This window comes from Streptomyces sp. NRRL WC-3626, assembly GCF_000718785.1.
In the GTDB taxonomy this organism is placed as follows: domain Bacteria; phylum Actinomycetota; class Actinomycetes; order Streptomycetales; family Streptomycetaceae; genus Streptomyces; species Streptomyces edwardsiae.
This window is the reverse complement of sequence record NZ_JOCA01000010.1, coordinates 186,586-212,573: the sequence shown is the minus strand read 5'-3', so window position 1 is coordinate 212,573 and position 25,988 is coordinate 186,586. Positions and strand designations below refer to the sequence as shown.

21 protein-coding genes are annotated in these 25,988 nt (G+C 73.8%); 9 read left to right on the top strand and 12 right to left on the bottom strand.

The features are described from left to right. Positions 1-399: 399 nt before the first annotated feature. Positions 400-897 (bottom strand): DUF3017 domain-containing protein, encoded by a 498-nt coding sequence (locus tag IF28_RS0118580; RefSeq protein WP_030221352.1) that lies wholly within the window; start codon positions 895-897, stop codon positions 400-402. Next, positions 887-1,741, bottom strand: a complete 855-nt coding sequence (locus IF28_RS0118575; protein ID WP_030221349.1) for a bifunctional methylenetetrahydrofolate dehydrogenase/methenyltetrahydrofolate cyclohydrolase — start codon at positions 1,739-1,741, stop codon at positions 887-889. Before IF28_RS0118575 ends, IF28_RS0118580 begins: the two co-directional genes overlap by 11 nt. Before the next feature lie 283 nt (positions 1,742-2,024). Between IF28_RS0118575 and IF28_RS0118570 the strand changes: the two genes are divergently transcribed. Continuing rightward, the gene (locus IF28_RS0118570) at positions 2,025-2,618 is read left to right on the top strand and encodes a hypothetical protein (RefSeq protein ID WP_030221346.1); all 594 of its coding nucleotides are present in this window, start codon (positions 2,025-2,027) and stop codon (positions 2,616-2,618) included. 34 nt (positions 2,619-2,652) lie between these two features. Here the strand turns inward: IF28_RS0118570 and IF28_RS0118565 are convergent, their stop codons facing one another. Continuing rightward, positions 2,653-3,705, bottom strand: coding sequence for an ArsR family transcriptional regulator (locus tag IF28_RS0118565; protein ID WP_051713786.1), 1,053 nt, complete (start codon positions 3,703-3,705; stop codon positions 2,653-2,655). A gap of 207 nt (positions 3,706-3,912) precedes the next feature. Here IF28_RS0118565 and IF28_RS0118560 point away from each other — a divergent pair, with 207 nt between their 5' ends. The 5 genes from IF28_RS0118560 (at position 3,913) to IF28_RS0118540 (ending at position 9,357) form a co-directional block, all read left to right on the top strand. Continuing rightward, on the top strand, positions 3,913-5,385 hold the full coding sequence (locus IF28_RS0118560; protein ID WP_030221341.1) for a helix-turn-helix domain-containing protein: 1,473 nt from the start codon (positions 3,913-3,915) through the stop codon (positions 5,383-5,385). 177 nt (positions 5,386-5,562) lie between these two features. After that, on the top strand, positions 5,563-6,303 hold the full coding sequence (locus tag IF28_RS0118555; protein ID WP_030221338.1) for a hypothetical protein: 741 nt from the start codon (positions 5,563-5,565) through the stop codon (positions 6,301-6,303). After that, on the top strand, positions 6,300-7,610 hold the full coding sequence (locus IF28_RS0118550; protein ID WP_030221335.1) for a serine/threonine-protein kinase: 1,311 nt from the start codon (positions 6,300-6,302) through the stop codon (positions 7,608-7,610). Before IF28_RS0118555 ends, IF28_RS0118550 begins: the two co-directional genes overlap by 4 nt. Before the next feature lie 130 nt (positions 7,611-7,740). Then, positions 7,741-8,304, top strand: coding sequence for a peptidoglycan-binding domain-containing protein (locus tag IF28_RS0118545; RefSeq protein WP_051713785.1), 564 nt, complete (start codon positions 7,741-7,743; stop codon positions 8,302-8,304). A 264-nt stretch (positions 8,305-8,568) separates the two neighbouring features. Next, a complete protein-coding gene (locus IF28_RS0118540; protein WP_030221329.1) occupies positions 8,569-9,357 on the top strand; it encodes an ALF repeat-containing protein in 789 nt (262 codons plus the stop codon). Positions 9,358-9,406: 49 nt separating this feature from the next. Here the strand turns inward: IF28_RS0118540 and purH are convergent, their stop codons facing one another. Both purH and purN read right to left on the bottom strand, forming a co-directional pair. Next, positions 9,407-10,969, bottom strand: coding sequence for a bifunctional phosphoribosylaminoimidazolecarboxamide formyltransferase/IMP cyclohydrolase (purH, locus tag IF28_RS0118535; RefSeq protein ID WP_030221327.1), 1,563 nt, complete (start codon positions 10,967-10,969; stop codon positions 9,407-9,409). Continuing rightward, positions 10,966-11,604 (bottom strand): phosphoribosylglycinamide formyltransferase, encoded by a 639-nt coding sequence (gene purN / locus IF28_RS0118530; RefSeq protein ID WP_030221323.1) that lies wholly within the window; start codon positions 11,602-11,604, stop codon positions 10,966-10,968. Before purN ends, purH begins: the two co-directional genes overlap by 4 nt. Before the next feature lie 375 nt (positions 11,605-11,979). Here purN and IF28_RS0118525 point away from each other — a divergent pair, with 375 nt between their 5' ends. Next, positions 11,980-12,744: a hypothetical protein gene (locus IF28_RS0118525; protein ID WP_030221320.1), complete on the top strand. Its 765-nt coding sequence runs from the start codon at positions 11,980-11,982 to the stop codon at positions 12,742-12,744. Between the two features lie 10 nt (positions 12,745-12,754). Here the strand turns inward: IF28_RS0118525 and IF28_RS40380 are convergent, their stop codons facing one another. Beyond that, complete coding sequence (locus IF28_RS40380; RefSeq protein ID WP_420713781.1) at positions 12,755-14,788, bottom strand: DUF6350 family protein; 2,034 nt, start codon at positions 14,786-14,788, stop codon at positions 12,755-12,757. Positions 14,789-14,901: 113 nt separating this feature from the next. On the opposite strand from IF28_RS40380, the gene IF28_RS0118515 reads away from it, so the two are divergent. Continuing rightward, positions 14,902-16,038, top strand: a complete 1,137-nt coding sequence (locus IF28_RS0118515) for a helix-turn-helix domain-containing protein (protein WP_030221313.1) — start codon at positions 14,902-14,904, stop codon at positions 16,036-16,038. Between the two features lie 110 nt (positions 16,039-16,148). Here IF28_RS0118515 and sucD read toward each other — a convergent pair whose 3' ends face one another. The 6 genes from sucD to IF28_RS0118485 all read right to left on the bottom strand — a co-directional run bounded on the left by sucD (position 16,149) and on the right by IF28_RS0118485 (position 24,467). Beyond that, the gene (gene sucD / locus IF28_RS0118510; protein ID WP_030221310.1) at positions 16,149-17,033 is read right to left on the bottom strand and encodes a succinate--CoA ligase subunit alpha; all 885 of its coding nucleotides are present in this window, start codon (positions 17,031-17,033) and stop codon (positions 16,149-16,151) included. Between the two features lie 21 nt (positions 17,034-17,054). After that, on the bottom strand, positions 17,055-18,236 hold the full coding sequence (gene sucC, locus IF28_RS0118505) for an ADP-forming succinate--CoA ligase subunit beta (protein ID WP_030221307.1): 1,182 nt from the start codon (positions 18,234-18,236) through the stop codon (positions 17,055-17,057). 521 nt (positions 18,237-18,757) lie between these two features. Then, positions 18,758-19,666, bottom strand: a complete 909-nt coding sequence (locus IF28_RS0118500) for a hypothetical protein (protein WP_158713698.1) — start codon at positions 19,664-19,666, stop codon at positions 18,758-18,760. Between the two features lie 165 nt (positions 19,667-19,831). Next, positions 19,832-21,001, bottom strand: a complete 1,170-nt coding sequence (locus IF28_RS0118495) for a VWA domain-containing protein (protein ID WP_030221303.1) — start codon at positions 20,999-21,001, stop codon at positions 19,832-19,834. After that, entirely contained in the window at positions 20,998-23,325 is a 2,328-nt protein-coding gene (locus IF28_RS0118490) for a DUF5682 family protein (RefSeq protein ID WP_051713784.1), read from the bottom strand. Before IF28_RS0118490 ends, IF28_RS0118495 begins: the two co-directional genes overlap by 4 nt. Beyond that, positions 23,322-24,467 carry an ATP-binding protein gene (locus tag IF28_RS0118485; RefSeq protein WP_030221300.1) on the bottom strand — a complete coding sequence of 382 codons (1,146 nt, stop codon included), beginning with the start codon at positions 24,465-24,467 and terminating at the stop codon, positions 23,322-23,324. Before IF28_RS0118485 ends, IF28_RS0118490 begins: the two co-directional genes overlap by 4 nt. Before the next feature lie 131 nt (positions 24,468-24,598). Here IF28_RS0118485 and IF28_RS0118480 point away from each other — a divergent pair, with 131 nt between their 5' ends. Beyond that, positions 24,599-25,930 (top strand): SWIM zinc finger family protein, encoded by a 1,332-nt coding sequence (locus tag IF28_RS0118480; RefSeq protein WP_030221298.1) that lies wholly within the window; start codon positions 24,599-24,601, stop codon positions 25,928-25,930. Positions 25,931-25,988 lie beyond the last annotated feature (58 nt).

Genomic DNA, 25,988 nt, shown 5'->3' with positions numbered 1-25,988 from the left:
CCGCAGACCGCAGACCGCAGACCGCAGACCGCGGGCAATCGTGCCGCAGGGCGGCACGGGTCGGCGCGACGGCACCCCGCCCCCGCACTCCGCGGGCAATCGTGCCGCAGGGCGGCACGGGTGGGCGCGACGGCACCCCGCAAGCGCCGGGCCGCGCGGACACCCCCCGGCCCAACCGACGCGCGGCACCTGACCGCCAGCCCCTGCGCCGGCCCACCCAACACATCGCAAACCCGTCCGAGGATTCCGCACCCCGTACCGGAACGGTCACTTCCGTGCCACAGCGCCCAACCCCCCGTTGAACACCCGCTCCACCGTGCAGCAACGTGTTCCCCGGCGGCGGCCCGTCCTCTCACGGGGGTGTGGACGGGCCGCCGCCACCACGAACCAGAACCCCGCTCAGCCGTCCACGGTGAAGTGCAGCGTGTCCTTCAGGAACGGAATCTCCAGCAGCGGATGCGGCTGCACCATCAACGCCAGCAGCACGATCACCGCCCCCAGCCCCCCGTACGTCACGATGTCCGTGAACCGCGACCGCACCGCGAGCATGCCGACATGCGGCATCAGCCACCGCAGCAGCGCCCCCGCCAGCAGCGCCACCCCCACCAGCAGCGTCCCGAGCCGGAACTGATCCAGCGCGGTCAGCAGCAGCCCCAGCCCCACCGTGAGCAGCACACACAGGATCGGCCACTGCCGGGCGGGCGCGGGCGCGTCACCGGGTGCCGCCCGGCCGCCGCCCTCGGGCCGCGCCGTGTCCCTGGTGAACAGCGGGAACCGCCGGGTCGTGCGACGCGGCCGCCCCTCGGCGTCGGGGGCACTGACGGGATCACGCACCGTGATCTCGTCCCCCTGCTCCGGCTCCCCGGAGACGTTCGAGGCACCCCGCTCAGCCGACACTGCGCTCCGCCGCCTCGACCACGTTGACCAGCAGCTGCGCCCGCGTCATCGGACCCACACCACCGGGGTTCGGAGCGACCCACCCGGCCACCTCCGCCACACCCGGATGGACGTCGCCCACGATCTTCCCCTCGGCACTGCGCGAGACACCGACGTCGAGAACGGCGGCCCCTGCCTTGACGTCCTCGGGCCGGATCAGATGCGCGCTGCCCGCCGCGGCCACGATGATGTCCGCGCGCCGCAGATGCGACGACAGATCACGCGTACCCGTGTGGCACTGGGTCACGGTCGCGTTCTCACTGCGCCGCGTCAGCAGCAGGGGCATCGGACGGCCGATGGTCACGCCGCGCCCGACGACCACGACCTCGGCGCCCTTGATCTCCACGCCGTGGCGGCGCAGCAGGGTGATGATGCCGTTCGGCGTGCACGGCAGCGGGGCCCGCTCGTTCAGGACGAGACGGCCGAGGTTCATCGGGTGGAGGCCGTCGGCGTCCTTGTCCGGGTCCATCAGTTCGAGGATGCGGTTCTCGTCGATGCCCTTGGGCAGCGGCAGCTGGACGATGTAGCCGGTGCAGGCGGGGTCCTCGTTCAGCTCGCGGACGACCGCCTCGATCTCCTCCTGGGTGGCGGTGGCGGGCAGTTCGCGCTGGATGGAGGCGATGCCCACCTGGGCGCAGTCGCGGTGCTTGCCGGCGACGTACTTCTGGCTGCCGGGGTCGTCCCCGACGAGGATCGTGCCGAGGCCGGGCGTGACGCCCTTCTCCTTCAGCGCCGCCACACGGGCGGTCAGATCGGACTTGATCTCGGCTGCGGTGGCCTTGCCATCGAGAATCTGGGCGGTCATGGCCCCATCCTCGCGGATGACCGGGCCCCGGTTCCAATCAGCCCGCATGACGGGCGGCCCTGACGGCCCCTGCCCTCGTATCGCCCGTTTCCGGCCAAGATCAGTGATGTTGCACTTGCACAACACATACGGCCTACGCCTGGACAAGGAAAGGAACGGTCAAGAACGATGAGGACACAGTGCCGCGGGCAGAACCGGGGGGACGGACCGCATCTGTAGAACTTCCTCCGCGCCGAGTCTCGCGTCGTCCCCGCACCTGATGCGCAACGGAGGAAGAACCGCCATGAGTTTCGGCGACCCGAACAACCCCTACGGGCAGCCGCCCCAGCAGCCCCCGGCCGGCCCCCCGGGTTACGGCTACCCGCAGCAGCCCGGCGCTCCGCAGCAGGGCTACGGCTACCCCGCCGCCCCGCCGATGTCGCAGCCGTACGGCGGCGGTCCCGTCCTCTCGCGGATGCCCGGCATCACACGTGCCGCGCAGATCATGCTCGGCGTCATCGCCCTGGCCCACGTGATCATCGCGGGGATGTACGGCTACGCGCTGTCCGAGTGGGACGAGACGATGGCCGAGGCCGGCATCACGGGCGACTCCGAGGCCGAGGCGTTCGCCGACCTGGGCAAGGGCGTCGTCGTGTTCTTCCTGGGCCTGGCCGCCGTCTTCGCGGTCCTCGGCCTGGTGCTGTTGCTGCAGTACGCCAAGGGCGGCAACGGCGTCCGCGTCTGCTCCATCGTCTACGGCTCGTTCGCGATCGTGAGCGGCATCTTCACGCTCGCCGCGTACGGTCTCGGCCTGGTCATCATGATCATCTCGATCCTGCTGATCGTCTTCTCCGCGAAGCGCGCCACCGCGGACTGGTTCAGGCGCCCGAGGTACTGAACGGGGCGAACCCCCACCGCCACAGGGCCGTGCCTCACCCCGCCGGGGGAGGCACGGCCCTGGTGCTTGTGCCCCGGCCCGTGTCCTCGCCCGCCGGCCGCAGGGCCGCCCGCAGCACGGCGGCGCCCGTGGGCGTGAGGGTGTGCAGCACGGACGGGCCGTTGCGGACCGTGGTGACGAGGCCCGCGTCGCGCAGCGCGCCGGCGTGCCTGCTGGCGGCGGAGGCGGAGACCCCGGCGGCGCGGGCGATCTCACCGGTCGTGGCCCCGGTCGACGCGGTGTGCAGGGCGATCGCGCGGGCCCGTCCGAGCAGGTTCGTCAGAGGCCGTCCGGGCTCGCCCGCGCCCGGGCGGCGGGCCTCGGGTTCGTGCAGCAGCGAGTACCAGAGCACGGGCGGCAGCCCCGGATCGGCGTAGGCGACCGGTTCGCCCCAGTTGAAGTAGGAGGGGACGAGGGTGATCCCCCGGCCCTTCAGATACAGATCACGGTCCGCCGCCTGCTTGGGATAGCTGACCTCCAGGACGGGAGGACGCCAGCGCATCATCGGCGCGAGGCCGGCGAGCATGCCCTCGACGCCTCCGTCCAGCAGCCCGTGGCGGCGCGCCGCCCGTTCACTCTCGACCCGGGCCAGCATCTGCTCCCTGTGCGGGAGGACGACGGCCTCGTAGTACGTGCGCAGCACCCGTACGAACTCCCTGCGTTCCTTCAGACCGGTCAGCCGCGCGGCCCAGGCGGGCGCTCCGACGGTCCGGTCGAGGAGGGTGATCTCCTCATGGACGCGCCGCGGCGGGGTGGCCAGCAGGGCCTCGGCCCCGGAGTCCCAGTCGCCCACGCCCTGGGCCGGCGTCAGAAAGTCCGGGAAGTACGCGGCCCTCGGGTACAGCGGGAGGAGCACGCCGCGTACGAGGCGCTCCAGCCCCTGCGCCTGCATCCGCTCCCGCGCCGTGCGGTACCACCCGGCATACGCCCAGCGCCCGCGCCGGGCCTGCAACCGGTGGAGGCTCGCCGCGGCCTCCCAGAGGGGGTCCGGAGCCGCGGCGACCTTGGTTCTGGCCAGGTCGACGTCGCTGAAATGGATGCGGAGCATCTCGTTCCTCCCCTGTGGACTGAGCTTTTGCCGTGCGGCGCAATGCCGTGGCCGGGGTTCGTCGGCTGAGCGATCGTAGGAAGCGGGGATCAACGGCCCCTATACGAGGGCTCAACGGGGTGGTCGAGGGGTTTCGGCGGCTTTCGTCGCCGCCATGGATCGACACGCGGGCGAGCGGGGAAGGAATGGGCCCGGGGGGAGAGAGCTGTGCCGACATCTCAGGTGCTCGACGAGTTGCTGCGCCGGCTGAGGCCGCGCGGCGGGCAGGACACCGCGGACGGGACACGGGCGCTGATCCACTGGCTGGGGCGGCAGATCGGCGCGGAGGTCGCCCTGATCGGCCGTACGGGCGAGGTGGAGCTGTGCACCGCCGGGTTCGCACCGGACGTTTTCGCCGCCGTCCGGCCCACGCTGGCGCGGTTGTCCCAGGGACGTCTGGCCGCCGTGGCGTCGCAGGCCGGCGCGGTCCACGTGTGGTGCGAGGCGCTGGGACGGCAGGTGCCGCGTCCGGTGCTGACCGTCGTCAGCCCCTCGCCCCTCGCACCGGAGTCGCTGGCGCTGGCGTCCCATGTCGGCACGCTGACCGAGATGGCCCAGCGTGCACGGCGGGCCGACGATCTCGTGGTCCGGCATCAGCAGGCGGCGGCACGGCTGCGCCTGGCGGTGTTCATGGCCCTGATGACCGGGGAAGCGACGCTGGCCCGCAGGATGACGGCCGGTGCCGTACCGCCGTTGCTCGTCGCGCAGCGCCTGCGCGTCCATCTGCTGCGCTGCCCGCCGCCGGACCGCGGCACGATCATCGACGCCCACCAGGACGCGTCCGGGTATCACGGCCGCGGCCTGATGGTGCGCTGCCCGGTCTACGACGACCATCTCATCTGCCTGCTGTCCACGGACGACGACGGTGACGCCACCGGCCTGGGCGCGTCCTTACGGGAGCTGGTGCGCGGCAACCCCCACTACGCGCTGGGAATCAGCGCGCCCGCGCCCTTGGCGGCCACCGCGCGGGCCTACGACCAGGCCCGCCACGCCCTGGCCGTCGCCCGTCACACACCCGAACGGGTCACCGACCAGCACGGCAGACCGCCGCTCGCCGGTCTGCTTCCCCGCCGGCAGGCCCTGGCCTGGGCCCGCGCCTTCCTGGAGCCGCTCGGGGAGGCCCCCCGGCTCACCGTCGACATCGCCGGCCTCGCCCTGCACTTTCCCCGCGCGGGTGTGGCGCGGCTGCTCGACGTCAGCCGCAACACCGTCGCCGCCCACCTCGAACAGGTCCAGGACATCCTCGGCCTCGATCTCCGCGACCCGCACAGCCGCGCCGATCTCGCCCTCGCCCTGGAGATCACCGGTCTTCCGGAGCCCTTCGGCGACACCGGGGCCGTGCCGTCACCGCCCCCTACGACGGACTGTCTGCTGTCCACCGAAGCGGCCGTCACGTGGGCCCACGCCTTCCTCGAGCCCCTGCGGCCCGGCACCGGCGGCAGCGTGCACCGGACCCTGCGCGCCTGGATCGAGGCCGGCGCGGACGCCCAGAGGACGGCCCGTGACCTCGGCATCAGCCGCACCACCGTCCGCGCCCGGCTGGGCACCGCCGAACAACTGCTGCGCCGCAGCCTGCTGACCCCGGGCCCCGGAACCCACGAACTGGCCCACGCGTTCCGCATCGCGGACCGTGCACCGTGAACAGCGGCACGTCCGCGACTGCGCACCGTGCGCGTTGGCAGCCCCGCACCACACTCCTACCGTCAGAACGGCCTGGGTCCGCCCTCTCCCGGCAGTCGTCCGACAGGACGGACCGAGCCGGAGGGGGCCGGCCACAGGCAGCGTGACCGCAGTGGATCCGACAGGGGGAACGCATCCATGTACAGCATCATCGTCGTGCCGCCCGCAGACGCGAGCTCGGCCGAACAGATCAGGATCGCCACGGGCGAGCAACTCGCCTTCGGCCGGGGCGAGAAGGCCCACGGTCTCACCATCGCGCACGAGGGGGTGCCCCGGATCGCCGGGGAGATCACCGCGCACCGGAACTTCTGGCTGCTGACCAACCGCAGCGAGGACCAGACCTACGTCGTCGAGAACCCGGAGGGCGCCGGCGAGCACATCAAGGTCGCGCCGGGACGTACGGACGCGCCGGTACCGTTCGAGTTCGCCCGTGTCGTCCTGCCCGCGGCGGGAGACCTGCTGACCTTCGACGTCTGGGCGCCGCGGCACACCTTCCGCAGCGTCACCCGGCACGACGTCCCCGGCGCGCTCACCGCTCCGGCGTTCACGCTCGACCGCACCAGGCGGTACTTCGCGGTGCTGGCCGCCCTGTGCGAACCCCGGCTGCGGGGCGAGCCCCATGCCCCGCTGCCGACCGTCGAGCAGCTCGTCGAACGCCTGGCCCCGGTCTGGCCGACGGTCAGCCGCTCCACCGTCTACTGGAACATCGACTACCTCGCGCTCAAGCTGCGGCTGCGGCCGGGCCCCGACACGGCGCAGCCCACCCAGCGTCTGAACGGCAAGAAGGAGTCCCTCGTGTCGCTGGCGCTCCGCTTCGATCTGGTCCACGAGGACGACCTCGTCGTGCTCGCCGCGGCCACGGGCAAGGCACGGGTGTGAGCAGCGGGCGGCCGCACACCGTCACCGTCCCGAGGGGGTACCGGATCGGACGCTGGGAGGTCGGCGAGCCCCTGGGCTCGGGCGCGTTCGCCACCGTCCACGCGGGACGACGCGTCGGGGAGGGACCGGCGGGGCTCCCCCGCCGGGCGGCGTTGAAGGTCCTGCCCACCGGCCCCCGCGCCCGTGGCCGACGGCATCATGTGCGTGAACTGGCGAAACGTGAGGCCGACTTCCTCAGCCGGCTCCACTCGCCGCGGCTGATCCGGATGTACGAGACCCTCACGGTCGACGATCCGGACCACCCGGACCTCGACGGTGCGACCGTGCTCGTACTGGAACGGGCCGAACGGTCACTGGACGCCGTACCGCGTCCGGTGCCGTCGCCTGGTGCCGTGCTCCGGCAGATCTGCGAGGCACTGGCGCACCTGCACCGGGCGGGGTGGGTGCACGGTGATCTGAAACCGGCCAACGTACTGCTGATGCCGGACGGTTCGGTACGGCTCGCCGATTTCCACACGGCCGCCGAACTGGAGGGCACCCATGCCTGGGCCCCGGCGTTCACCACCCCGGACTACACCCCGCCCGAGCTTCTCTGGCCCGAGACGGACGCGCGGGGCACCCGGATCCGCGCCGGCGCCGACGTCTGGGCCTTCGGCGTGCTGGCCCACGTCGTCCTCGCGGGTTCCTTCCCGATGCCGGGCGGCACCGTGGAGGCCCGCGACGACGCGTTGACGCGCTACGCCCGTGGCGCGGAGGAACTACGGCTGTCCCCCGAACTCCCGCAGGAGTGGCGGGACATCGTGAGGGACTGTCTGGTTCCCGCCCACGAGCACCGGGTCGCGGACGCGGCGGCCCTGCTGCGCCGCGTGGAGCGGGCGGCACGCACCCCGCGCCCGCGCGGATGGCTGCGCCCCGTGGCGGTGGCGGCGGTCCTGTCCGCGCTGGAGATCGCGAGCTCCGGCCTCGTGTACACCACCCTGGGGTCCGGGACCCCCGCGGCCTACTCCCCGCCCACCTGCGAACGTCCGGCGGTGTTCGAGGACGCGACGTACGGCCGTGCGTTCACGGCGGGCCAGAACGGCACCTGGGACTTCACCGTCCGGCAGGGCGACGGCGGCGGCCAGGTCCGCGAGGTCCAGTGCCTCCTCGGCCACCTCCACGGCATCTCCGGACCCGGCCACCTCCACGGCACCTTCGACCCCCCGACCCGGGACGCCGTCATCACCTTCCAGAGACGCTCCGGCCTGCCCCCGACCGGCACGGTCGACCCGGCCACCTGGCACGCCCTGCGCAGGGCGAGAGGCTAGGGCCTGTCCGGATGCACGGTTGTTCCGCCCCGCACACCTGAAACTCTGCAGGTACCTCCGATCGCCCGTTCCGCCCAGCATGGTCATGGCAAAACACAGGCACCGCCGGACCACCAGGGAAGGAACCTCCATGAACCTCCGCACGACACGCACGCGCCTGGGCGCCGCCGCCGTCGCCGCGCTCGCCGCCGGCGCTCTGGCCCTGGGCGCCTCGCCCGCCTCCGCCTCGGCCTCCAGCGGATACGTCAGCGGCGCCGACACGTACACCGACGACTTCGGCGACGAGGGTGTCCTGTCCACGTCCTCCTACAGCAGCTCGAACGCCACCTGCCTGTGGCAGATCATTCTTCTGGCGGAGGGCGCCAACGAGTCGGACGGCACCGACTTCGACCTCTCGGACGTGGACGGCCACTTCGGGCCCAACACCCAGCACGCCACCAAGCGGCTGCAGGTGACCTGGGGCCTCGCCGACTCGTTCAACGACGCGGACGGCAAGGTCGGCCCGAACACCTTCGGCTACGCCGACAGCAAGCTGCGCTACCTGTCGGGCAGCACGGCCTCGGGCGGGACCCTGGACCTCCGTTACCAGGGGGCGAAGTACTACTTCGACGTCTACCGGACAGCCGGAAAGTACCGGATCTACCACAACGACACGTGGCACACCACGAGTTACACCTCCAACACCTGCGACTGATCCGGGTGGGCGGCCTCGTGCGGCCCGGCCCGACGGCACCGAGACGTACGCGCACGGCGGGGTCCGGCATCAGCCGCTCAACTGATGCCGGGCCCCGCCGCGTTGGCCGGCGGCGGCGTCACGGTCCGAGGTGTTTCCGGCAATGACGGGACGTCAGGACTGCCTGTGTCCGGCAGTGATCTCCGGCGCGGACGGGTGAAAGGGTGTTCGAGGCGGCAGTCGCCGTCCTCCGTGAAAGCCCTTACCGAACAGGCAGGTTCACGTATGAGACTGACCCGCGGTGTTCTGGCGGTGGCCGCCACTGCGCTCACGCCGGCCCTCCTTCTCACCGGTCCGGCGTTCGCCGCGGACTCGGCACCGGCTCCCGTCGCCGTCACGGCGGCGGCCGCCACGGACGAGCCCGGTACGCCGGTGGACGAGATGTCGGAGGAGGAGCTGCGCGCCGCCATCGCCCGCATCCTTGCCGACCCCGACTCCGGCAGGGGCGTCGAGCGGGAGGCGAACGAGGCCCTCGGCGGCACCGTGGAGGACATGCGCGAGTTCCTCAAGACGGGTTACCGGCTCGCCCGGTTCGAGGACGACCGGGTCGCCATCCTCACCATCCTCGGCAAGCCGGAATCCGGCAGGGGCGTCAGAGACGGGCTACCGGCTCGCGCAGTACGAGGACGACAAGGTCGCCGTCTTCACCATCCTCGGCAAGCCCTACGCCGGAAAGCGCGTCAAGCAGGAGATGAGACGGGCTACCGGCTCGCGCAGTACGAGGACGACAAGGTCGCCGTCTTCACCATCCTCGGCAAGCCCTACGCCGGAAAGCGCGTCAAGCAGGAGATCAACGCCCTCCTCGACGCGCCCACCCCCGAGAAACTCCGCACCTGGCTGGAGACCGGCTACCGGCTCGCGCAGGCCGAGGACGACCGGGTGGCGGTCGCGCGGATGCTGGCCGATCCGGACATCAGCGCCGCCCTGCGCGCGGCCGCGCTGGAGGTCATCGACGGTACGCCGGAGGAGCTGCGGTACTTCCTGGAGACCGGGCAGTACGAGGTGGGCGCGTAGGACGCCTCCGCCCGGCCGCCCCCGCGGGCGGCCGGGCGGACGGCAGCCGTCAGTGGAAGAAGTGGCGCGTGCCCGTGAAGTACATCGTCACGCCCGCCTTCTTCGCGGCCTCGACGACCAGTTCGTCACGGACCGAACCCCCCGGCTGGACCACGGCCTTCACACCGGCCCCGGTGAGGATCTCCAGGCCGTCGGGGAACGGGAAGAACGCGTCCGAGGCGGCGTAGGAACCGGCCGCGCGCTCGGCGCCCGCCCGCTCCACGGCCAGCTTCGCGGAGTCGACGCGGTTGACCTGGCCCATGCCGACGCCGACGGAGGCGCCGTCCTTGGCGAGCAGGATCGCGTTGGACTTCACGGCCCGGCAGGCCTTCCAGGCGAAGGCGAGTTCGGCGAGTCCGGACTCGCTCAGCGCCTCGCCGGTGGCCAGCGTCCAGGTCGCCGGGTCGTCGCCCTCGGCCTGGAGCCGGTCGGTGACCTGGAGCAGCGCGCCGCCGTCGATCGGCTTGACCTCGACCGGGGCGGACGGGGCCCCGGGGGCGCGCAGGACGCGGATGTTCTTCTTCTTGGTGAGCGCTTCGAGGGCGCCCTCCTCGTAGTCCGGCGCGACGATGACCTCGGTGAAGATCTCCGCGACCTGCTCGGCCATCTCCCTGGAGACCGGGCGGTTGACCGCGATCACACCGCCGTACGCGGAGACGGGGTCGCAGGCGTGCGCCTTGCGGTGCGCCTCGGCGACGTCCGCGCCGGTCGCGATGCCGCACGGGTTGGCGTGCTTGATGATCGCGACGGCCGGTCCGGCGTGGTCGTACGCGGCACGGAGCGCGGCGTCCGTGTCCGTGTAGTTGTTGTACGACATCTCCTTGCCGTGCAGCTGCTCGGCCTCGGCGAGACCGCCCGTCCCGGAGACGTACAGGGCCGCGGGCTGATGCGGGTTCTCGCCGTAGCGCAGGGTGTTCTTGCGCTCCCAGGTGGCGCCCAGGAAGTCGGGGAACTGTGAGTCGTCGACCGGCGCGTACTCCGAGGCGAACCAGCTCGCGACGGCGACGTCGTACGCGGCCGTGTGCTGGAAGGCCTCCGCGGCGAGCCGCTTGCGCGCGGTGAGGTCGAAGCCGCCGGTCTCGACCGCGGTGAGGACGTCGCCGTAGCGGGCGGGGCTGGTGACGACGGCGACCGACGGGTGGTTCTTCGCGGCCGCGCGCACCATGGACGGGCCGCCGATGTCGATCTGCTCCACGCACTCGTCGGGCGTCGCACCCGAGGCGACGGTCTCCCGGAACGGGTAGAGGTTGACGACGACGAGGTCGAAGGGCTCCACGCCCAGCTCGGTGAGCTGGTTGCGGTGGTCCTCGAGGCGCAGGTCGGCGAGGATGCCGGCGTGGACCTTGGGGTGCAGGGTCTTGACGCGGCCGTCCAGGCACTCGGGGAAGCCGGTGAGCTCCTCGACCTTGGTGACGGGGACGCCCGCGGCGGCGATCCTCGCGGCGGTGGACCCGGTGGAGACGAGCTCCACGCCGGCGGCGTGCAGGCCGCGCGCGAGGTCCTCGAGGCCGGTCTTGTCGTAGACGGAGACGAGCGCCCGTCGGATGGCCCGCTTGTTGCTCTCGGCGGTCACTGGATAACTACCTTTCGTCCCTCAATGCGGTAGCCGTTGCGGGCGAGGAGCCCCACGACCTCGACGAGCAGCCTTCGCTCGACGTCCTTGATGCGCTCGTGCAGAGCGCTCTCGTCGTCCTCGTCCCGGACCTCCACCACGCCCTGCGCGATGATCGGACCGGTGTCGACGCCGTCGTCGACGAAGTGGACGGTGCAGCCGGTGACCTTGGCGCCGTACGCGAGCGCGTCCCGTACGCCGTGGGCTCCGGGAAAACTGGGCAGCAGGGCGGGATGCGTGTTGACGAGCCGCCCGCCGAAGCGCGCGAGGAACTCCTTCCCCACGATCTTCATGAACCCGGCGGACACCACGAGGTCGGGCTCGTGGGCGGCGACGGCCTCGGCCAGCGCCGTGTCCCACTCCTGACGGGTCGCGTGGTCCCTGACCCTGCATACGAAGGTGGGCAGTCCGGCGCGCTCGGCGCGGGCCAGCCCCTCGATGCCCTCGCGGTCGGCGCCGACGGCCACGATCTCGGCCCCGTACGCCTCGGCTCCGGTCGCGGCGATCTCGTCGAGGAGCGCCTGGAGATTGGTGCCGGATCCGGAGACCAGCACGACGAGACGCCTGGCGCGCTCGGCCACGGGCTTGGCGGCCACGGTGGGGCCCTTTCTCGGGGAGCGTCTGTACGGCCGGCGGCACAGCGCTTTGTACATTCCCACGAATGCTTCGCGTCCCCGGATACGGGGAAGCCTACGAAGCGGCCGACCGTCAGCAACGATACCGGCACACCGGGCGGCCCCCACGGGACGGGGGCGTGGCCGGAAGGTAGCGTCTGGGAAGAGCCGGTCCTGGGACGTCGGGGCGCGCGTGGGAACGCGAACCGCGCACCGGGCGTTCACAGGACGACGGGCCCGGGCCGCGAAGAGCCGACGGGAACGCGCCGGCTCACCAGCCCAGTCGTAGTCGATACGTCGTGCGAGGCGGTCACGCCGGACCACGCCGTGCTTCATTAAGGGGAAGACGCTCACTTGATGCCGGACCGCAGCCTGCGACTTCTCACGTTCCCCCAGCAGTCCGCCCACGGAGGGGACCGGGGCGCCGTGCTGCTGCGGGAGCGTCCCGCCTCGCCGCCGGACGCGCCCCGGGGCGAGGGCGGCGACGAGGGTTCCAGGGAACCCAAGGACGACAATCCGTTCGCGCCACCGCCGGAGGGCACGCCCGACCGGCCCTGGCAGCCGAGGCACCCGTCGGGCTCCGGCGGGGAGGGCGGCGGCCGCTCCCCCTGGGGGCGGAACTGGAGCGACCGGCAGCCCGGCCGCTCCCCCGGCGGCTTCGGCGAGCGCCCGCGCGGCCCCGAGGGACAGGGCGGCGGCGGGCAGCAGGGGCCCGGCACACGCTGGGACCCGAAGGACCCGGCCCAGCGCCGTGCGCGGTACGCGCTGCTGTCCGGTATGTGGGCGTTCTTCTTCGGCCTGTTCAGCTGGCCGTACGTGGCGCTGCTGCTGGGCGCGCTCGCCCTGTACTGGGGCATCAGCGCGCTGCGCGCCAAGCCCGCGGCGCAGGACCCGGACTCCCCGGCGCCCGAGCAGAAGGGCCGCCCGCAGACCACGGCCGCGGTGAGCGGACTGGTCACGGGGTCGCTGGCGCTCGCGCTCGTCGCCGCGTCCTTCGCGGCGCAGCTGGTCTACAGCGACTACTACACCTGCACCCAGGACGCCCTCACCCAGGACGCCCGCCAGGCCTGCGACGACCTCCTCCCGGAGCAGCTGCGGGGCCTGCTGGGCACGAGCGACTGACCCCCGGCGCTCACCCGTCCCCCTCGCCGGGCCGCACGTCCCGGACCCCGAAGGGCATCTCCCAGTCCCAGGCGGAGGCTTCCCGGGAGCCGTGAGGGTACGGCTCGCCGAGGTCGTCGCCCGGAAAGAGGACGTACTCCGCCGAACCCGCGCCCTCGAGGGCGCGGGGGGCGGCGGGTGCGGCACCCGGGTCCGGGGCCGGACCCCGCCCCGGGTTCCGGCCCCGTCCGGTACCGGACCCGGGGGCGCGATCACGTGCCGTACGGAATGCCGGGCGCCGCCACCACGCCGTACCGTGCCCCGGCACTCGGTCCTGTACCGAGCCCGGCCCCGGAGCATGATCCGGCACCGCTCCGGCCCCCGGGCCTCGCCCACCCGCCGAACCGGATCCCAGGCGCCGCCACCACGCCGTACCCGGTCCGGGGCTTCGGTCCGGTGACGTACCGGAGCCCGGGGTCCGATCCCGGGCCGTACCGGATGCCAGGCGCCGCCACCACGCCGTACCCGGTCCGGGGGTTCGGTCCGGTGTCGTACCGGAGCCCGGGGTCCGGTCCCGCGCCGTACCGGATCCCAGGCGCCGCCACCACGACGTACCCGGTCCGGGGCTTCGGTCCGGTGACGTACCGGAGCCCGGGGTCCGGTCCCGCGCCGTACCGGATCGGGTGGTCCGGCTCCTTGCCGTGACCGAATCCGGAGTCCCGTACGGGGCCGGACCGGAGGCCTGGGCTCCGTGCGCCGCGGCGGCTTCGCCTGGGCGGCGGCGCCAGGCTCGCACGGTCAGGGAGGTCGGCACCGCCACCAGGGTGAGCCATGTCAGGGTCGCCGCTCCGGCCTGCCACCACACCGGGCCGAACCTGGAGAGCGACCCGGTGCCCAGGGGGCCGCTCGCGAGGGCGGTGAGCAGGGACAGGGCGGCAGCACACAGGGCGGCCGCCAGGGTCGCCGCGGCGGCGGTCCGGCCGGGCGCCCAGGCAGGACCGGGCGGGGGGCCGCTTCTCGTCGCGCCCCGGCCCACGAACCAGCCCGTCACCAGCCCGGCCGTCACCGGCAGCACCCCCGCCGCCCAGTTGACGGCGGTGCCCGCCCCCGCGTCCGGTACCGCCGCGAGCAGCGGGAACGGCGGCAGCAGCGGGGCGGACTCGGAGGACAGCGGGGTGACCCGGGTGCCGGTGCCGAGGAGGAAGCCGGGGCCGAGGGCGTACGCCGCCGCCCACACCGCGGCGTTCGGCGCCAGGGTGACGCAGAGCAGCAGTACGGCCAGCCAGCCCGACCAGCCCTCCGTCAGCCGCGCGAACGCCTGCCGGGCCTCGCCGCCGTGCCGGGCCAGCGACACCGTCAGCAGCAGCGCCCCTCCCCCGGTCAGCACCAGCGCCCCGGCCGCCGCCGCGCGCGCCACCACCCCCGGGCGGCCGTCCGGTCCGAGGACCAGATGGCGCAGCCGCCGGGGCAGCACCGCGCCCAGTGGCCGTTCCAGCGGTCCGCTCGGACGGCCGTACGCCGTCCACACCCCCGCCCCGGCGGCCAGCCCGGCGACGAGCGGCACGCACAGCCCGGTCCACGGCCAGGCCGGCCGCAGCGCGTCACCGCCGGCGCAGTACAGCGCGGCGGGCGTGCCGACGGCGAGGTAGCCGGCGAGGGTGCCCGCCCACGCCGTACGGCCGGGGACGAGCGGGGCGTCGCCGCCGGCGTTCCCCGCGCCCCCTTCCGCCGCGTCGCGGGCCGCCCGGTGCAGCAGCCACACCGGCAGCGCGAGCAGCAGCAACGGGGAAACGCCCAGGGGCGCGGGGGTGCCGGAGAGGGTGTCGGCGCGGATCAGTTCGGCGCCGTGCGCGAGCAGCCACGTCGCGGCCGCGATGTGCAGGGCGCCGCCCGGTCCGCTGTCGGGGTAGGGGGAGCTGATCCACAGCAGGATCACGAGCACCGTGAGCGCGGCGAGCCCCAGCCCCGCCGCGAGGGCGCCGCCGAGGACGGCGGAGGCGAGCCCGGGCGAGCGGTCGCGCAGCCGGAGGAGCAGGGCGGCCGGTGTGGTGCGGCGGGCGGTCATCTGGGTCACGCCGCCATGCTGCCAACGACACGCGCTTTACCGGCGTAACGAGCGAAGCCCGGCTGTGTCGCTCAATATACGTTTATGTACTTTTCTGTTCGGAGGGGCGCCCAGTGACTCGGAGTCCCGCCACCCCGCTCCCCCCGCCCGAGGAGCGCCGACGGCTGCGCGAGGCAGGCTCGCTGACCCGGGCTCGGCTCGCGGAACGCGTGGGGGTCCGGCCCGGCACCGTGCGCGCGTGGGAGTCCGGACGCGGCACACCGCGCGGCCGGAACCGGGAGACGTACGCGAAACTGCTGGCCGCTCTGGCGCGGGAGGCCGTGGCCGTACGGCAGAAGGAGCACGACATGACGGTGCTGACGGTGCGTCCGGACCCCGCCTCCGCCGCGCCCCCGCCCACCGCCTTCGCGCAGGCGCCCCCGCCGTCCCCCGCCCCCCGCGCGGAGGCCGCCGCCCTGACGCCCGCTCAGGCCTTCGACGCGCTGTACGCCTACTGCGCTCCCGCCCTCGTCCGGCAGACCTATCTGCTCAGCGGGCGCCGGGACCTCGCCCGCGAGTCCGTGGAGCGCGCCTTCCAGCAGGCGTGGGACCGCTGGCCCGAGGTGGCCCGCGACCCCGACCCGGCCGGCTGGGTGCGGGCGGCGGCGTACGAGTGGGCGCTCTCCCCCTGGCACCGGTTCCTGCGCCGCCACCGCCGGCCCGAACCGCCGCCCCCCGGCACGGACGACCGCGCGCTCCTGGAGGTCCTGCTGCGTCTGCCGGCGCCGTACCGCCGCACGCTCCTGCTGTACGACGGCGTCGGCCTCGGCCTGCCCGAGACGGCGGCGGAGACGGAGGCCAGCACCCGGGCGGCGGCCCGCCGGCTGACGCTCGCGCGCGACACCGTCGCCGCCCGGCTCCCCGCGCTGTCGGACCCGCAGGAGCTGCACCGACGGCTGGCCGAGGTGGCGTCCACCGGGCGGCTGAGCGCGACGGAGCCGCCGGTGGTGCGCGGCGGCGGCGAGCGCCGGGCCAGATTCTGGACCCGGGCCGCCATCGCGTTCACCGTCGTCCTGATCGGCACCACGGCGCTCACCCTGCGCACCGCCCCGACCCGCTACGAGCCACCGGTGCCGGCCGGGGAGACGGTCCGGGGCGTTCCGCCACGGGTCGCACCCGGCCCCCTGTCGGAGAAGGAGCGCGAACTGCGCACCCGGCTGCGGGAGGAACTGCCGGGGGGACCGGAGCGGCTGACGCCGCAGGCGTGGTGATCGACGGCCGCCGAACGACCGGCGCGACCGGCGCCGCGGGCGCCTGAGGAACGACGGTGGGCCCGTCCCCCCTGCGGGGAACGGGCCCACTCGTACCGGTGCGCGGTGGCTCAGCCGGCGAGGATCGCGCGCGCCAGCTTCGCCGTCTCGGTCGGCGTCTTGCCGACCTTGACGCCGGCGGCCTCGAGGGCCTCCTTCTTCGCGGCGGCCGTGCCGGAGGAACCGGAGACGATGGCGCCGGCGTGGCCCATGGTCTTGCCCTCGGGCGCGGTGAAGCCCGCGACGTAGCCGACGACCGGCTTCGTCACGTTCTCCGCGATGTAGGCCGCGGCCCGCTCCTCGGCGTCGCCGCCGATCTCACCGATCATCACGATGAGGTCGGTGTCGGGGTCGGCCTCGAACGCGGCGAGCGCGTCGATGTGCGTGGTGCCGATGACCGGGTCGCCGCCGATGCCCACGGCGGAGGAGAAGCCGATGTCACGCAGCTCGTACATCATCTGGTACGTCAGCGTGCCCGACTTCGAGACCAGACCGATACGGCCCGGCTTGGTGATGTCGCCCGGGATGATGCCGGCGTTCGACTGACCGGGGGTGATGAGACCCGGGCAGTTGGGGCCGATGATCCGGGTCTTGTTCCCCTTCTCCACGGCGTACGCGTAGAAGGCGGCGGAGTCGTGCACCGCGATGCCCTCGGTGATGACGACCGCGAGCGGGATCGCGGCGTCGATGGCCTCGACGACGGCGGCCTTGGCGAAGGCCGGCGGCACGAAGAGGACGGACACGTTCGCGCCCGTCTTCTCGATCGCCTCGGCGACCGTGCCGAAGACCGGGATCTCGTTGCCGTCGATGTCGACGGACGTGCCGGCCTTGCGCGGGTTCACGCCGCCGACGATGTTCGTGCCGTCGGCCAGCATGAGCTTGGTGTGCTTCATGCCCGTGGCACCGGTCATGCCCTGGACGATGACCTTGCTGTCCTTGTTGAGGAAGATAGCCATGGCTGTGTAGTCCCTCGTCCCTTACTTCGCAGCAGCCGCGAGCTCGGCGGCCTTGTCGGCCGCGCCGTCCATGGTGTCCACACGCTGCACCAGCGGGTGGTTGGCGTCGGAGAGGATCTTGCGACCCAGCTCGGCGTTGTTGCCGTCGAGGCGGACGACGAGGGGCTTGGTGACGTCCTCGCCCCTGTCCGCGAGCAGCTGCAGCGCCTGCACGATGCCGTTGGCGACCTCGTCGCACGCGGTGATGCCGCCGAAGACGTTGACGAACACGGACTTGACGTCCGGGTCGCCGAGGATGATCTCCAGGCCGTTCGCCATCACGGCGGCGGAGGCGCCGCCACCGATGTCGAGGAAGTTGGCGGGCTTGACGCCGCCGTGCGCCTCACCGGCGTAGGCGACGACGTCCAGGGTGCTCATGACGAGACCCGCGCCGTTGCCGATGATGCCGACCTCGCCGTCGAGCTTGACGTAGTTGAGGTTCTTCTCCTTGGCGGCCGCCTCGAGCGGGTTGGCCGACGCCTTGTCCTGGAGGGCCTCGTGCTCCGGCTGGCGGAACTCGGCGTTCTCGTCCAGGGAGACCTTGCCGTCCAGGGCGATGACGTCACCGCCCGCGACCTTGGCCAGCGGGTTGACCTCGACGAGGAGCGCGTCCTCGGCGACGAAGGTCTTCCACAGGGTGACCAGGACGTCGGCGACCTTGTCGGCGACCTCGGCCGGGAAGTGCGCGGCCTCGACGATCTCGCGGGCCTTGGCGGGGGTCACACCCTCGTTGGCGTCGATCGGCGTCTTGGCGACGGCCTCGGGGCGGGTGGCCGCCACCTCCTCGATCTCCATGCCGCCCTCGACGGACGCGATGGAGAGGAAGGTGCGGTTGGCACGGTCCAGGAGGAAGGAGACGTAGTACTCCTCGACGATCTCCGGGGCCGTCTCGGCGATCATCACCTTGTGGACCGTGTGGCCCTTGATGTCCATGCCGAGGATGTTGGTCGCGTGCTCGACCGCCTCGTCGGCGGTGGCGGCGAGCTTGACGCCGCCGGCCTTGCCTCGCCCGCCGACCTTCACCTGGGCCTTGACGACGGACTTGCCACCGAGACGCTCAGTGGCTGCGCGGGCCGCCTCAGGCGTGTCGATGACTTCACCGGCCAGCACCGGTACATCGTGCTTGGCGAAGAGGTCCCTCGCCTGGTACTCGAACAGGTCCACGCGCTTCCGTCCCTATCAGTGATCTCGCGGTCGTTGGGTGCGTGGGCGTGCCGCGAAGGGCAACGTGACGTCCGCTGTGTCACAAGGGAGGCGCACACGGTGTCCGAGGGCGCGGCATGTCCATCTCGCAGGCTATCGCCGCATGGGTGACCTCTCTAAATCGCGGGTCACACGTGAGCGGTGATACCTGTCACATGATGCCGTCTTCACTGGCACGGCGTGCCGGAAGTGCGGGGCCTCACCGGGCTGGGGTTGACCCGGTGAGGCCCTTTCGAACAGCCCGGAGGGGTGATGAACACCCTGTTCTCCGGGATGCGGGGTGGCCGGCCCCCACCCCAATGGGGACCGGCCGCCCCTCCACGAGGTGCCGGCCGGACAGACCGACGGCTTTCGGCTGTCCGGGTCCGGATGCCCCGGGGAGTCCTTGTCACCCGTGAGTCGGACACGGGTGGTGCGGGGAGGGGGAGCGGGCGGACCGCCGCGCTCTCGCGCATGGCCCGCGGTGGGGTGAGGAGCTGTGCCTAGGCGGGTGAGACCGGAACGGCCCGGTACGGGCCCCGCTCGCCGGTCGCCCCGGCGCGCTCGACGGCGCCGGGTACGGGCCGCAGCGGCGGCCGGGGGCACGCGGCGACGGTGCGGGTGTCACCGCCGGGGCGCTCAGTGCCGTGGTCCACGGCCGCGCGGCCGCCGGTGACACCGTCCGGCCGGCCGGCGGGAGCGCCGGGGGCTCGCGGGGCGGGTTCGGCGTCCTGGGCGGGCCGGTGCGCCGGGTGGGCGTCGGTCACCGGGACGGTGTCACGGGTGGGCTCCGGGCCGTGGAGGAAGGGGCCGGTGAGCGGTCCCGGGGTCCTGGCCTGTCCGTCCGGCGCCTTCGGCCCGTCCTGGGTGTCCCGGTGGGGTGCGTGGGACGGGGCCTGCGTCGCGGTGCCCGGCCGTGGGCCGGGGGCGGCGGACTCCGGAGAGGTCCGCTCCGGTACGCCGGCCGGTCCCGGCGGTGGCGCCGGCCGCGTGAGGCCGGGCAGCGGCACGGGGTGCGCGAGGCCGGGCAGCCCGCTGTGCGTGGTCTCGTCCAGCCGGCCGGTCACCGCTTCGGCCAGTTCCGCGACCGGCCGCGCCACCCGCTCGTCCACGGTGCGTACGACGGTCCCGGTCAGCCGGCCGATGGGGCCGGCCGTGTCCGGGGACGGCACGGTGAGGGCGTCGACGAGCGACGCGGGGCTGTTCGGTCCGGGAGGCGCGTCCGCGACCGGCGCGCCGAGGCCGGTCTCCGGCACCGGACCGCCGTCCGCCGCCTGCGCCCGCTCCCCGCCGCACAGCACGCCGAGCACGAACACCGCGCCCACCAGCAGCGCCAGCCGGACCGCACGCCGCCCGGCCGCCGTGCGCATCGCGCGCAGAGCGGCACCGGGCACGGCTGCTGGCCAGGTCAAGGGGGGTGGGTCCTCACGGACGGCGGGACGGCTGGGGACACATGGCGTGTCCCTGATCGAACGGCGTCGATACTCGCACGGGAGTCCCGAGGTTGCGCAAGCCCCGTGTTACCGATGGGTACTCATGTCCGTTTCGCTCCTCCCCCTGAACAGGGCGCGCGACCCTCACTCCGCGTCCGGTATCGGCAACGGCCGCCTCTCGATCGCCGCCGCCATCACCTCCGGGAACAGCTCGGGTGTGCAGGCGAACGCCGGGGCGCCCAGCGAGGCGAGCGCCGCCGCGTGCTCCCGGTCGTAGGCGGGCGCTCCCTCGTCGGACAGCGCGAGCAGCGTCACGAACCGCACCCCGGACGCCTGCATCGCCGCGACCCGCTTCAGCATCTCGTCGCGGATCCCCCCTTCGTAGAGGTCGCTGATCAGCACGACCACCGTCTCCGCGGGCCGGGTGATCCGCGACTGGCAGTACGCGAGCGCCCGGTTGATGTCCGTACCGCCGCCGAGCCGGGTGCCGAAGAGCACGTCGACGGGGTCGTCGAGCCGGTCGGTGAGGTCGGCGACCGCCGTGTCGAAGACGACGAGCCGGGTGTCGACCGACCGCATGGAGGCGAGCACGGCCCCGAACACGGACGCGTAGACGACGGACGACGCCATGGACCCGGACTGGTCGACGCAGAGGACGACCTCCTTCCGCACCGACCGGGAGGCGCGCCCGTACCCGATGAGCCGCTCGGGCACGACCGTTCGGTGCTCCGGGAGGTAGTGCTTGAGGTTGGCGGCGACGGTGCGGTTCCAGTCGATGTCCTGGTGGCGGGGCCGGCTGACGCGGGCGCTGCGGTCGAGGGCGCCGGTGAGGGCGGCCCGGGTGCGGGGGGCGAGCCGTTTCTCCAGGTCCTCGACGACTTTGCGCACGACCGCGCGTGCCGTCTCCTTCGTCGTCTCCGGCATCGCCTGGTTGAGGGAGAGCAGGGTGCCGACGAGGTGGACGTCGGCCTCGACCGCCTCCAGCATCTCCGGTTCCAGCAGCAGTGAGGCGAGGCCGAGCCGGTCGATGGCGTCGCGCTGCATGACCTGGACGACGGAGGAGGGGAAGTAGGTCCGGATGTCCCCGAGCCAGCGGGCCACCGACGGCGCCGACGCGCCGAGCCCCGCCGTACGGTCCCGGTCCGGCTGCGGCCGGTCCCCCTTGCCGTAGAGCGCGGTGAGTGCCCCGTCCATCGCGGCGTCCCGCCCGGACAGCGCGTGTCCGGTGCCGTCGGCCCGGCCCTCGCCGAGCACGAGCCGCCAGCGCCGCAGCCGCTCCGACGCCGGGTCCGGCACTCCCTGTTCCTCCGTCATCCCGTCACCCCCGTGTGAGCACCGCGCGCTCCCTCGTCGTCCCCGTCCGGTCCCAGCAGCAGCCGGACGACCGGCAGCACGGCGTCCGCGCGGGCGGTGTCGGGTCCGGGGTCGAAACCGGGGGCGCCGGCCGCCGTGCCGCCGTGGGCCCCCGGCCCGCGCCGGACCAGTTCGCCGAGGGTGCGCCGCACACCTGTCCCGTACTCCGAGAACGTCCGCCGCAGCAGCGGCAGTACGTCCGTGAACGCCTCCGCCGGTACGCCGGTCAGCCATGCGTCGACCAGGCCGAGCAGCCGCTCGTCGTGGACCAGGAGGAGTCCGCCGCCCGAGCTGCCGCCGACGAAGCCCTCGATCCAGGCGGCCGCGTCCGCCGGCGGTGTGCCCGGCGACAGCACGAGCCCCATGAGCCGCGCCGCCGCGTCCCGCGTCAGCTCCCCGTCGTCCAGCAGCAGCCGCACGGACCGCCCGCGGATGACGCCGGGGACGGTGTCCCGGGCGGACAGGGTGCGCAGCACCGACTGCCAGCGTGCGCGCAGCCGCCCGTGGCCGGGGGCGTCGCCGAGACCGGGGGCGGGTGCGTCGCCGAGAAGGGCCACCGCGCCGTGCACCGCGTCGACATGGCCGCGCATCTCCTCGGCGGCGTCCGCGTCCAGAGCGGCGCAGGCCGGGGGCAGTCCGACGAAGATCCGTGCGGCGAGTCCCGCGGCGACCTCGGCCAGTGCGGCGGTGTCGGTACCGCGCACATCGCCGTAGCGCAGGGAGCGGACCAGGGCGGGCAGCGCCTGGGCGAGATGGCCGACGTCGGTGTCGAGGGCCGCGCGGTCGGCGAGTATCCGCATCACCGTGGGCAGCGCGTCGGGCAGTCCGGCCAGCAGGCAGTGCTCGGCGAGCCCGGTGACCTCGGCGAGGCCCCGCGCGCCGATGGCGTCCGACTCGGCCTTCGCGGTCGCGGCGGCCGGTACGGTCGTCCCCCACACGCCCGCCTCGGCGACCCGCACGGACAGCTCGGGATCCCAGCGCAGCCGCCAGGTCTCCCGGAAGGTCCCGGTGCCGACGCGTGCGGTGGCGGGTTCGCCCCAGCCGATGCCGAGCAGCCGCAGCCGGTGCAGCAGTCTGCCGCGCTCGGCGTCGGTCTCCTTGCGCAGGTCGAGCTCCAGCTCCCGCTCCCCCGCCTCGGGTCTGAGGCGCAGCCGGCGCTGGGTCCGGGCGAGGTCCCGCTGCAGCGGTACGGCGGGTGCCGCCGCCGGTACCTCCCCCAGTACGTCGCCGACGACCAGCCGGTCGTGCACCAGGGCCAGTGGCACCTCCGAGCCCTCGCACATCACCGCCCGTACGGCGTCGGTCGTCTCGCCGAGGCCGGGCAGCGGGCGTCCGCGCAGTGCCGCGAGGGTCTCCGCCAGGCGTACGGCCTCGATGACATGGGCGGGGGAGACGATCCGGTCCTCGGCCCGCAGCAGCCCGGCCACCTTGGTCAGCCAGCGCTCGACCGGCCGGTCCCGCGCGGCGAACAGATGGCCGTACCAGCCGGGGGAGTCGATGCCCGCGCCGTAGCCGCTTCTGCGGGAGAGTCTGCGGTGGGTCCAGGGCACCCAGGTCAGGTCCGTCTTCACCTTGGGCAGGCCCTTGAGGAGGGCGCGGTCGGCGGCGACGGTGGTCCCGCGCCGCAGTGCCGGCACGTGCCAGGCCCCGCAGACCACGGCCACGCCGTCCTCACACTCACGCCGCGCCTCCCGGATCCGCAGCCGCATGTGCGCCTCGCGCACGAGGTCCCGCTCGTGTCCCCCGCTGCCGTATTCCTCCCGCAGCACGGTCATGGCCTCCTCCAGCGCGGTGAACGGCGCCACCGCGTCCCCCTTTCCGGCGCCCCGGTGCTCGACGGCGTCCTCCCACCAGCGCTCGGCGTCGTCGTACCCGGCGGTCTCGGCGAGCAGTCCGAGGGGGTCGACACGCGGGCCGTCGGAGTCGGCGCCGTCGTCGTCCGCCCGGGCGAGGGTGTGCGCGGCCGACAGGTCGATGAAGCGGGCCGGGACCTTGTGCTCCAGCGCCCAGCGGATCGCGACCCACTCCGGGGAGAACTCGGCCAGGGGCCAGAACGCGGAGCGGCCCGGTTCGTCGACCGCGTGGGCGAGCAGCGCGACGGGCGGGCGCATGTCCTCCTCGGCGGCGAGCGGGATGAGCGCGTCGGCCTCGGGCGGGCCCTCGATCAGCACGGCACCGGGCCGGGCCTGCTCCAGCACCGCCCGCACGGCCCGCGCCGAACCCGGCCCGTGGTGCCGCACGCCGAGCAGCAGCGGCTCTCCGGCGTCCCCCCTCCGGCCGTTCATCCACTCACCTCCCGGCAGGCCCGGTAGAAGTCCGCCCAGCCGTCGCGTTCGCGGACCACGGTCTCCAGGTACTCCCGCCAGACGACACGGTCCGCCGCCGGGTCGCGGACCACCGCGCCGAGGATGCCGGCGGCGACGTCCCCGGCCCGCAGCACGCCGTCGCCGAAGTGAGCGGCCAGGGCGAGCCCGCCCGTGACGACGGAGATGGCCTCGGCGGTCGACAGCGTGCCGCTGGGCGACTTGAGCTTGGTGCGGCCGTCGGTGGTGATTCCGTCGCGCAGTTCACGGAAGATGGTGACGACGCGGCGGATCTCGTCGATGCCGTCGGGCACGGCCGGCAGGTCGAGGGAGCGGCCGAGCTGGCGGACCCGGCGCGTGACGATGTCGACCTCCGCCTCGGGGGTCTCCGGCAGCGGCAGCACCACCGTGTTGAAGCGGCGGCGCAGGGCGCTGGAGAGTTCGTTGACCCCGCGGTCGCGGTCGTTGGCGGTGGCGATCAGGTTGAAGCCGTGGACCGCCTGCACCTCCTGGCCCAGCTCCGGTATCGGCAGCGTCTTCTCCGACAGGATCGTGATCAGCGTGTCCTGGACGTCGGCGGGGATACGGGTCAGTTCCTCGACGCGGGCCGTCATGCCGTCCGCCATGGCCCGCATCACCGGGCTGGGCACGAGGGCGTCGCGGCTGGGGCCGTGGGCGAGCAGCCGGGCGTAGTTCCAGCCGTAGCGGACCGCCTCCTCCGGAGTGCCGGCCGTGCCCTGCACGAGCAGGGTCGAGTCGCCGCTGACCGCGGCGGCCAGATGCTCGGAGACCCAGGTCTTCGCGGTGCCGGGCACGCCGAGCAGGAGCAGGGCGCGGTCGGTGGCGAGGGTGGTCACGGCGACCTCGACGATGCGGCGGGGGCCGATGTACTTCGGCGTGATCACCGTGCCGTCCGGCAGGCTGCCGCCGAGCAGGTAGGTCGCGACGGCCCACGGCGAGAGCCGCCAGCGGGTGGGGCGGGGACGGTCGTCCTGGGCCGCCAGCGCGGCGAGTTCGGCGGCGAAGGCCTCCTCGGCGTGCGGGCGCAACACCTGTGCGGGCGTGACGGTTCCGGAGCCGTTCGGCGGCTGGTGGACGGGCGTCGGTCCAACGGACACGGTCATGGCGGAGTCCCCCTTCGGCTCGGCCGGTGCGATCTGTGACCAACCGTGCACTACGCCACTGACAATCGCTCTGACCTGCACACATGTCGTCACTGAGGCGATTGTCAGTGCCGGGATCTAGTTTCGATGGCATGACTGAGCAGGGGATGCGCTGGACCGCGGACCAGGTGCTGGCACTGGCGCCTGACGCCGCGTCACGCGCCGCGGGCGGTGGACTCGGCGCGGCCGGACGGTGGTCGGGGGCGGGCAGTTCGGGCGAGGGGGTGGTGTGGGGGCTGTGCGAGGCCGGCGGGGGCGCTCCGTACCGGACGGTCGTCGACGTCTCCGGGCCGGCGTACGGCTGCAGTTGCCCCGGTCGCGGGTCTCCGTGCGAGCACGCGCTCGGTCTGCTGCTGCTCTGGTCGGGCGGGGGCGGGGCGGTGGCGCGGGGGGAGGCGCCGGAGTGGGCCGAGCGGTGGATCAAGGATGTGCGCGCAAAGGGGCCGGGGGACGCCCCGGATTCCCCGGGTGCCGCCGATCCGGAGGCGGCGCGGCGCAGGGCGAGGCGGCGGGCCGAGCGGGTGACGGCGGGCACGGTGGAGCTGGAGCAGCGGCTCGCCGATCTGCTCCGCGGCGGCCTGGCGTCGGCCGAGCGGTCCGGGGACGGGCTGTGGGAGGAGACCGCGGCCCGCATGGTCGACGCCCAGGCGCCGGGACTGGCCGCCCGGGTCCGGGAGTTGGCGTCCCTTCCGGGCACGGGGGCGGACCGGCCGGTGCGGCTGCTGGAGGAGTGCGCGCTGCTCCACCTCCTCGGCCGGGGCTGGCGGCACCGGGAGCGGCTGCCGGAGGGGCTGGCCGCGACGGTCCGCTCCCGTATCGGCCTCACCGCGCGGGCGGACGGCCCGGCGATACGGGACCGCTGGCTGGTCCTCGCCCAGTACGACACGGCGGACAGCCGTCTGACGACCCGCCGCATATGGCTGTACGGCACCGGTACGGGCCGCACGGCGCTGCTCCTCTCCTACGGTGCGGCGGGCCGCGCGCCCGGACTCGCGCTGCCGGTCGGGCCGGCCCTCGACGCGGAGCTGTCCGCGTACCCGGGCACGGGGCAGTCGCGGGCCGCCCTGGGCGAGCGGTTCGCACCGCCCGCCCCGACGGACGTACGGCCGTCGGGGACGACGACGGCCGGGGCGGCCGCCCGCTACGGCGAGGCGCTGCGTGACGACCCCTGGCTGGACTCGGTCCCGGTCACCCTGGACCGGGTGATACCGGCGCCGGACGGTGAGGGCTGGCAGCTGGCCGACGCCGACGCGGACACCGCGCTGCCGCTCACCCCGGCCGCTCGGTCCCGACCCGGTCTGTGGCGTCTGGTCGCCCTGTCGGGGGGCGGCCCGGTCAGGGTGTTCGGCGAGTGCGGCCACCAGGGATTCACCCCATTGGCGGCATGGCCGGAGGGGGCCGGGGAGATGGTGCCGCTGTGCTGAGCGGGGCGCTCGGCCCCGTTCCCGTCCGCCCCGTCCGCCCCGGGAATCTTTCGGGCGT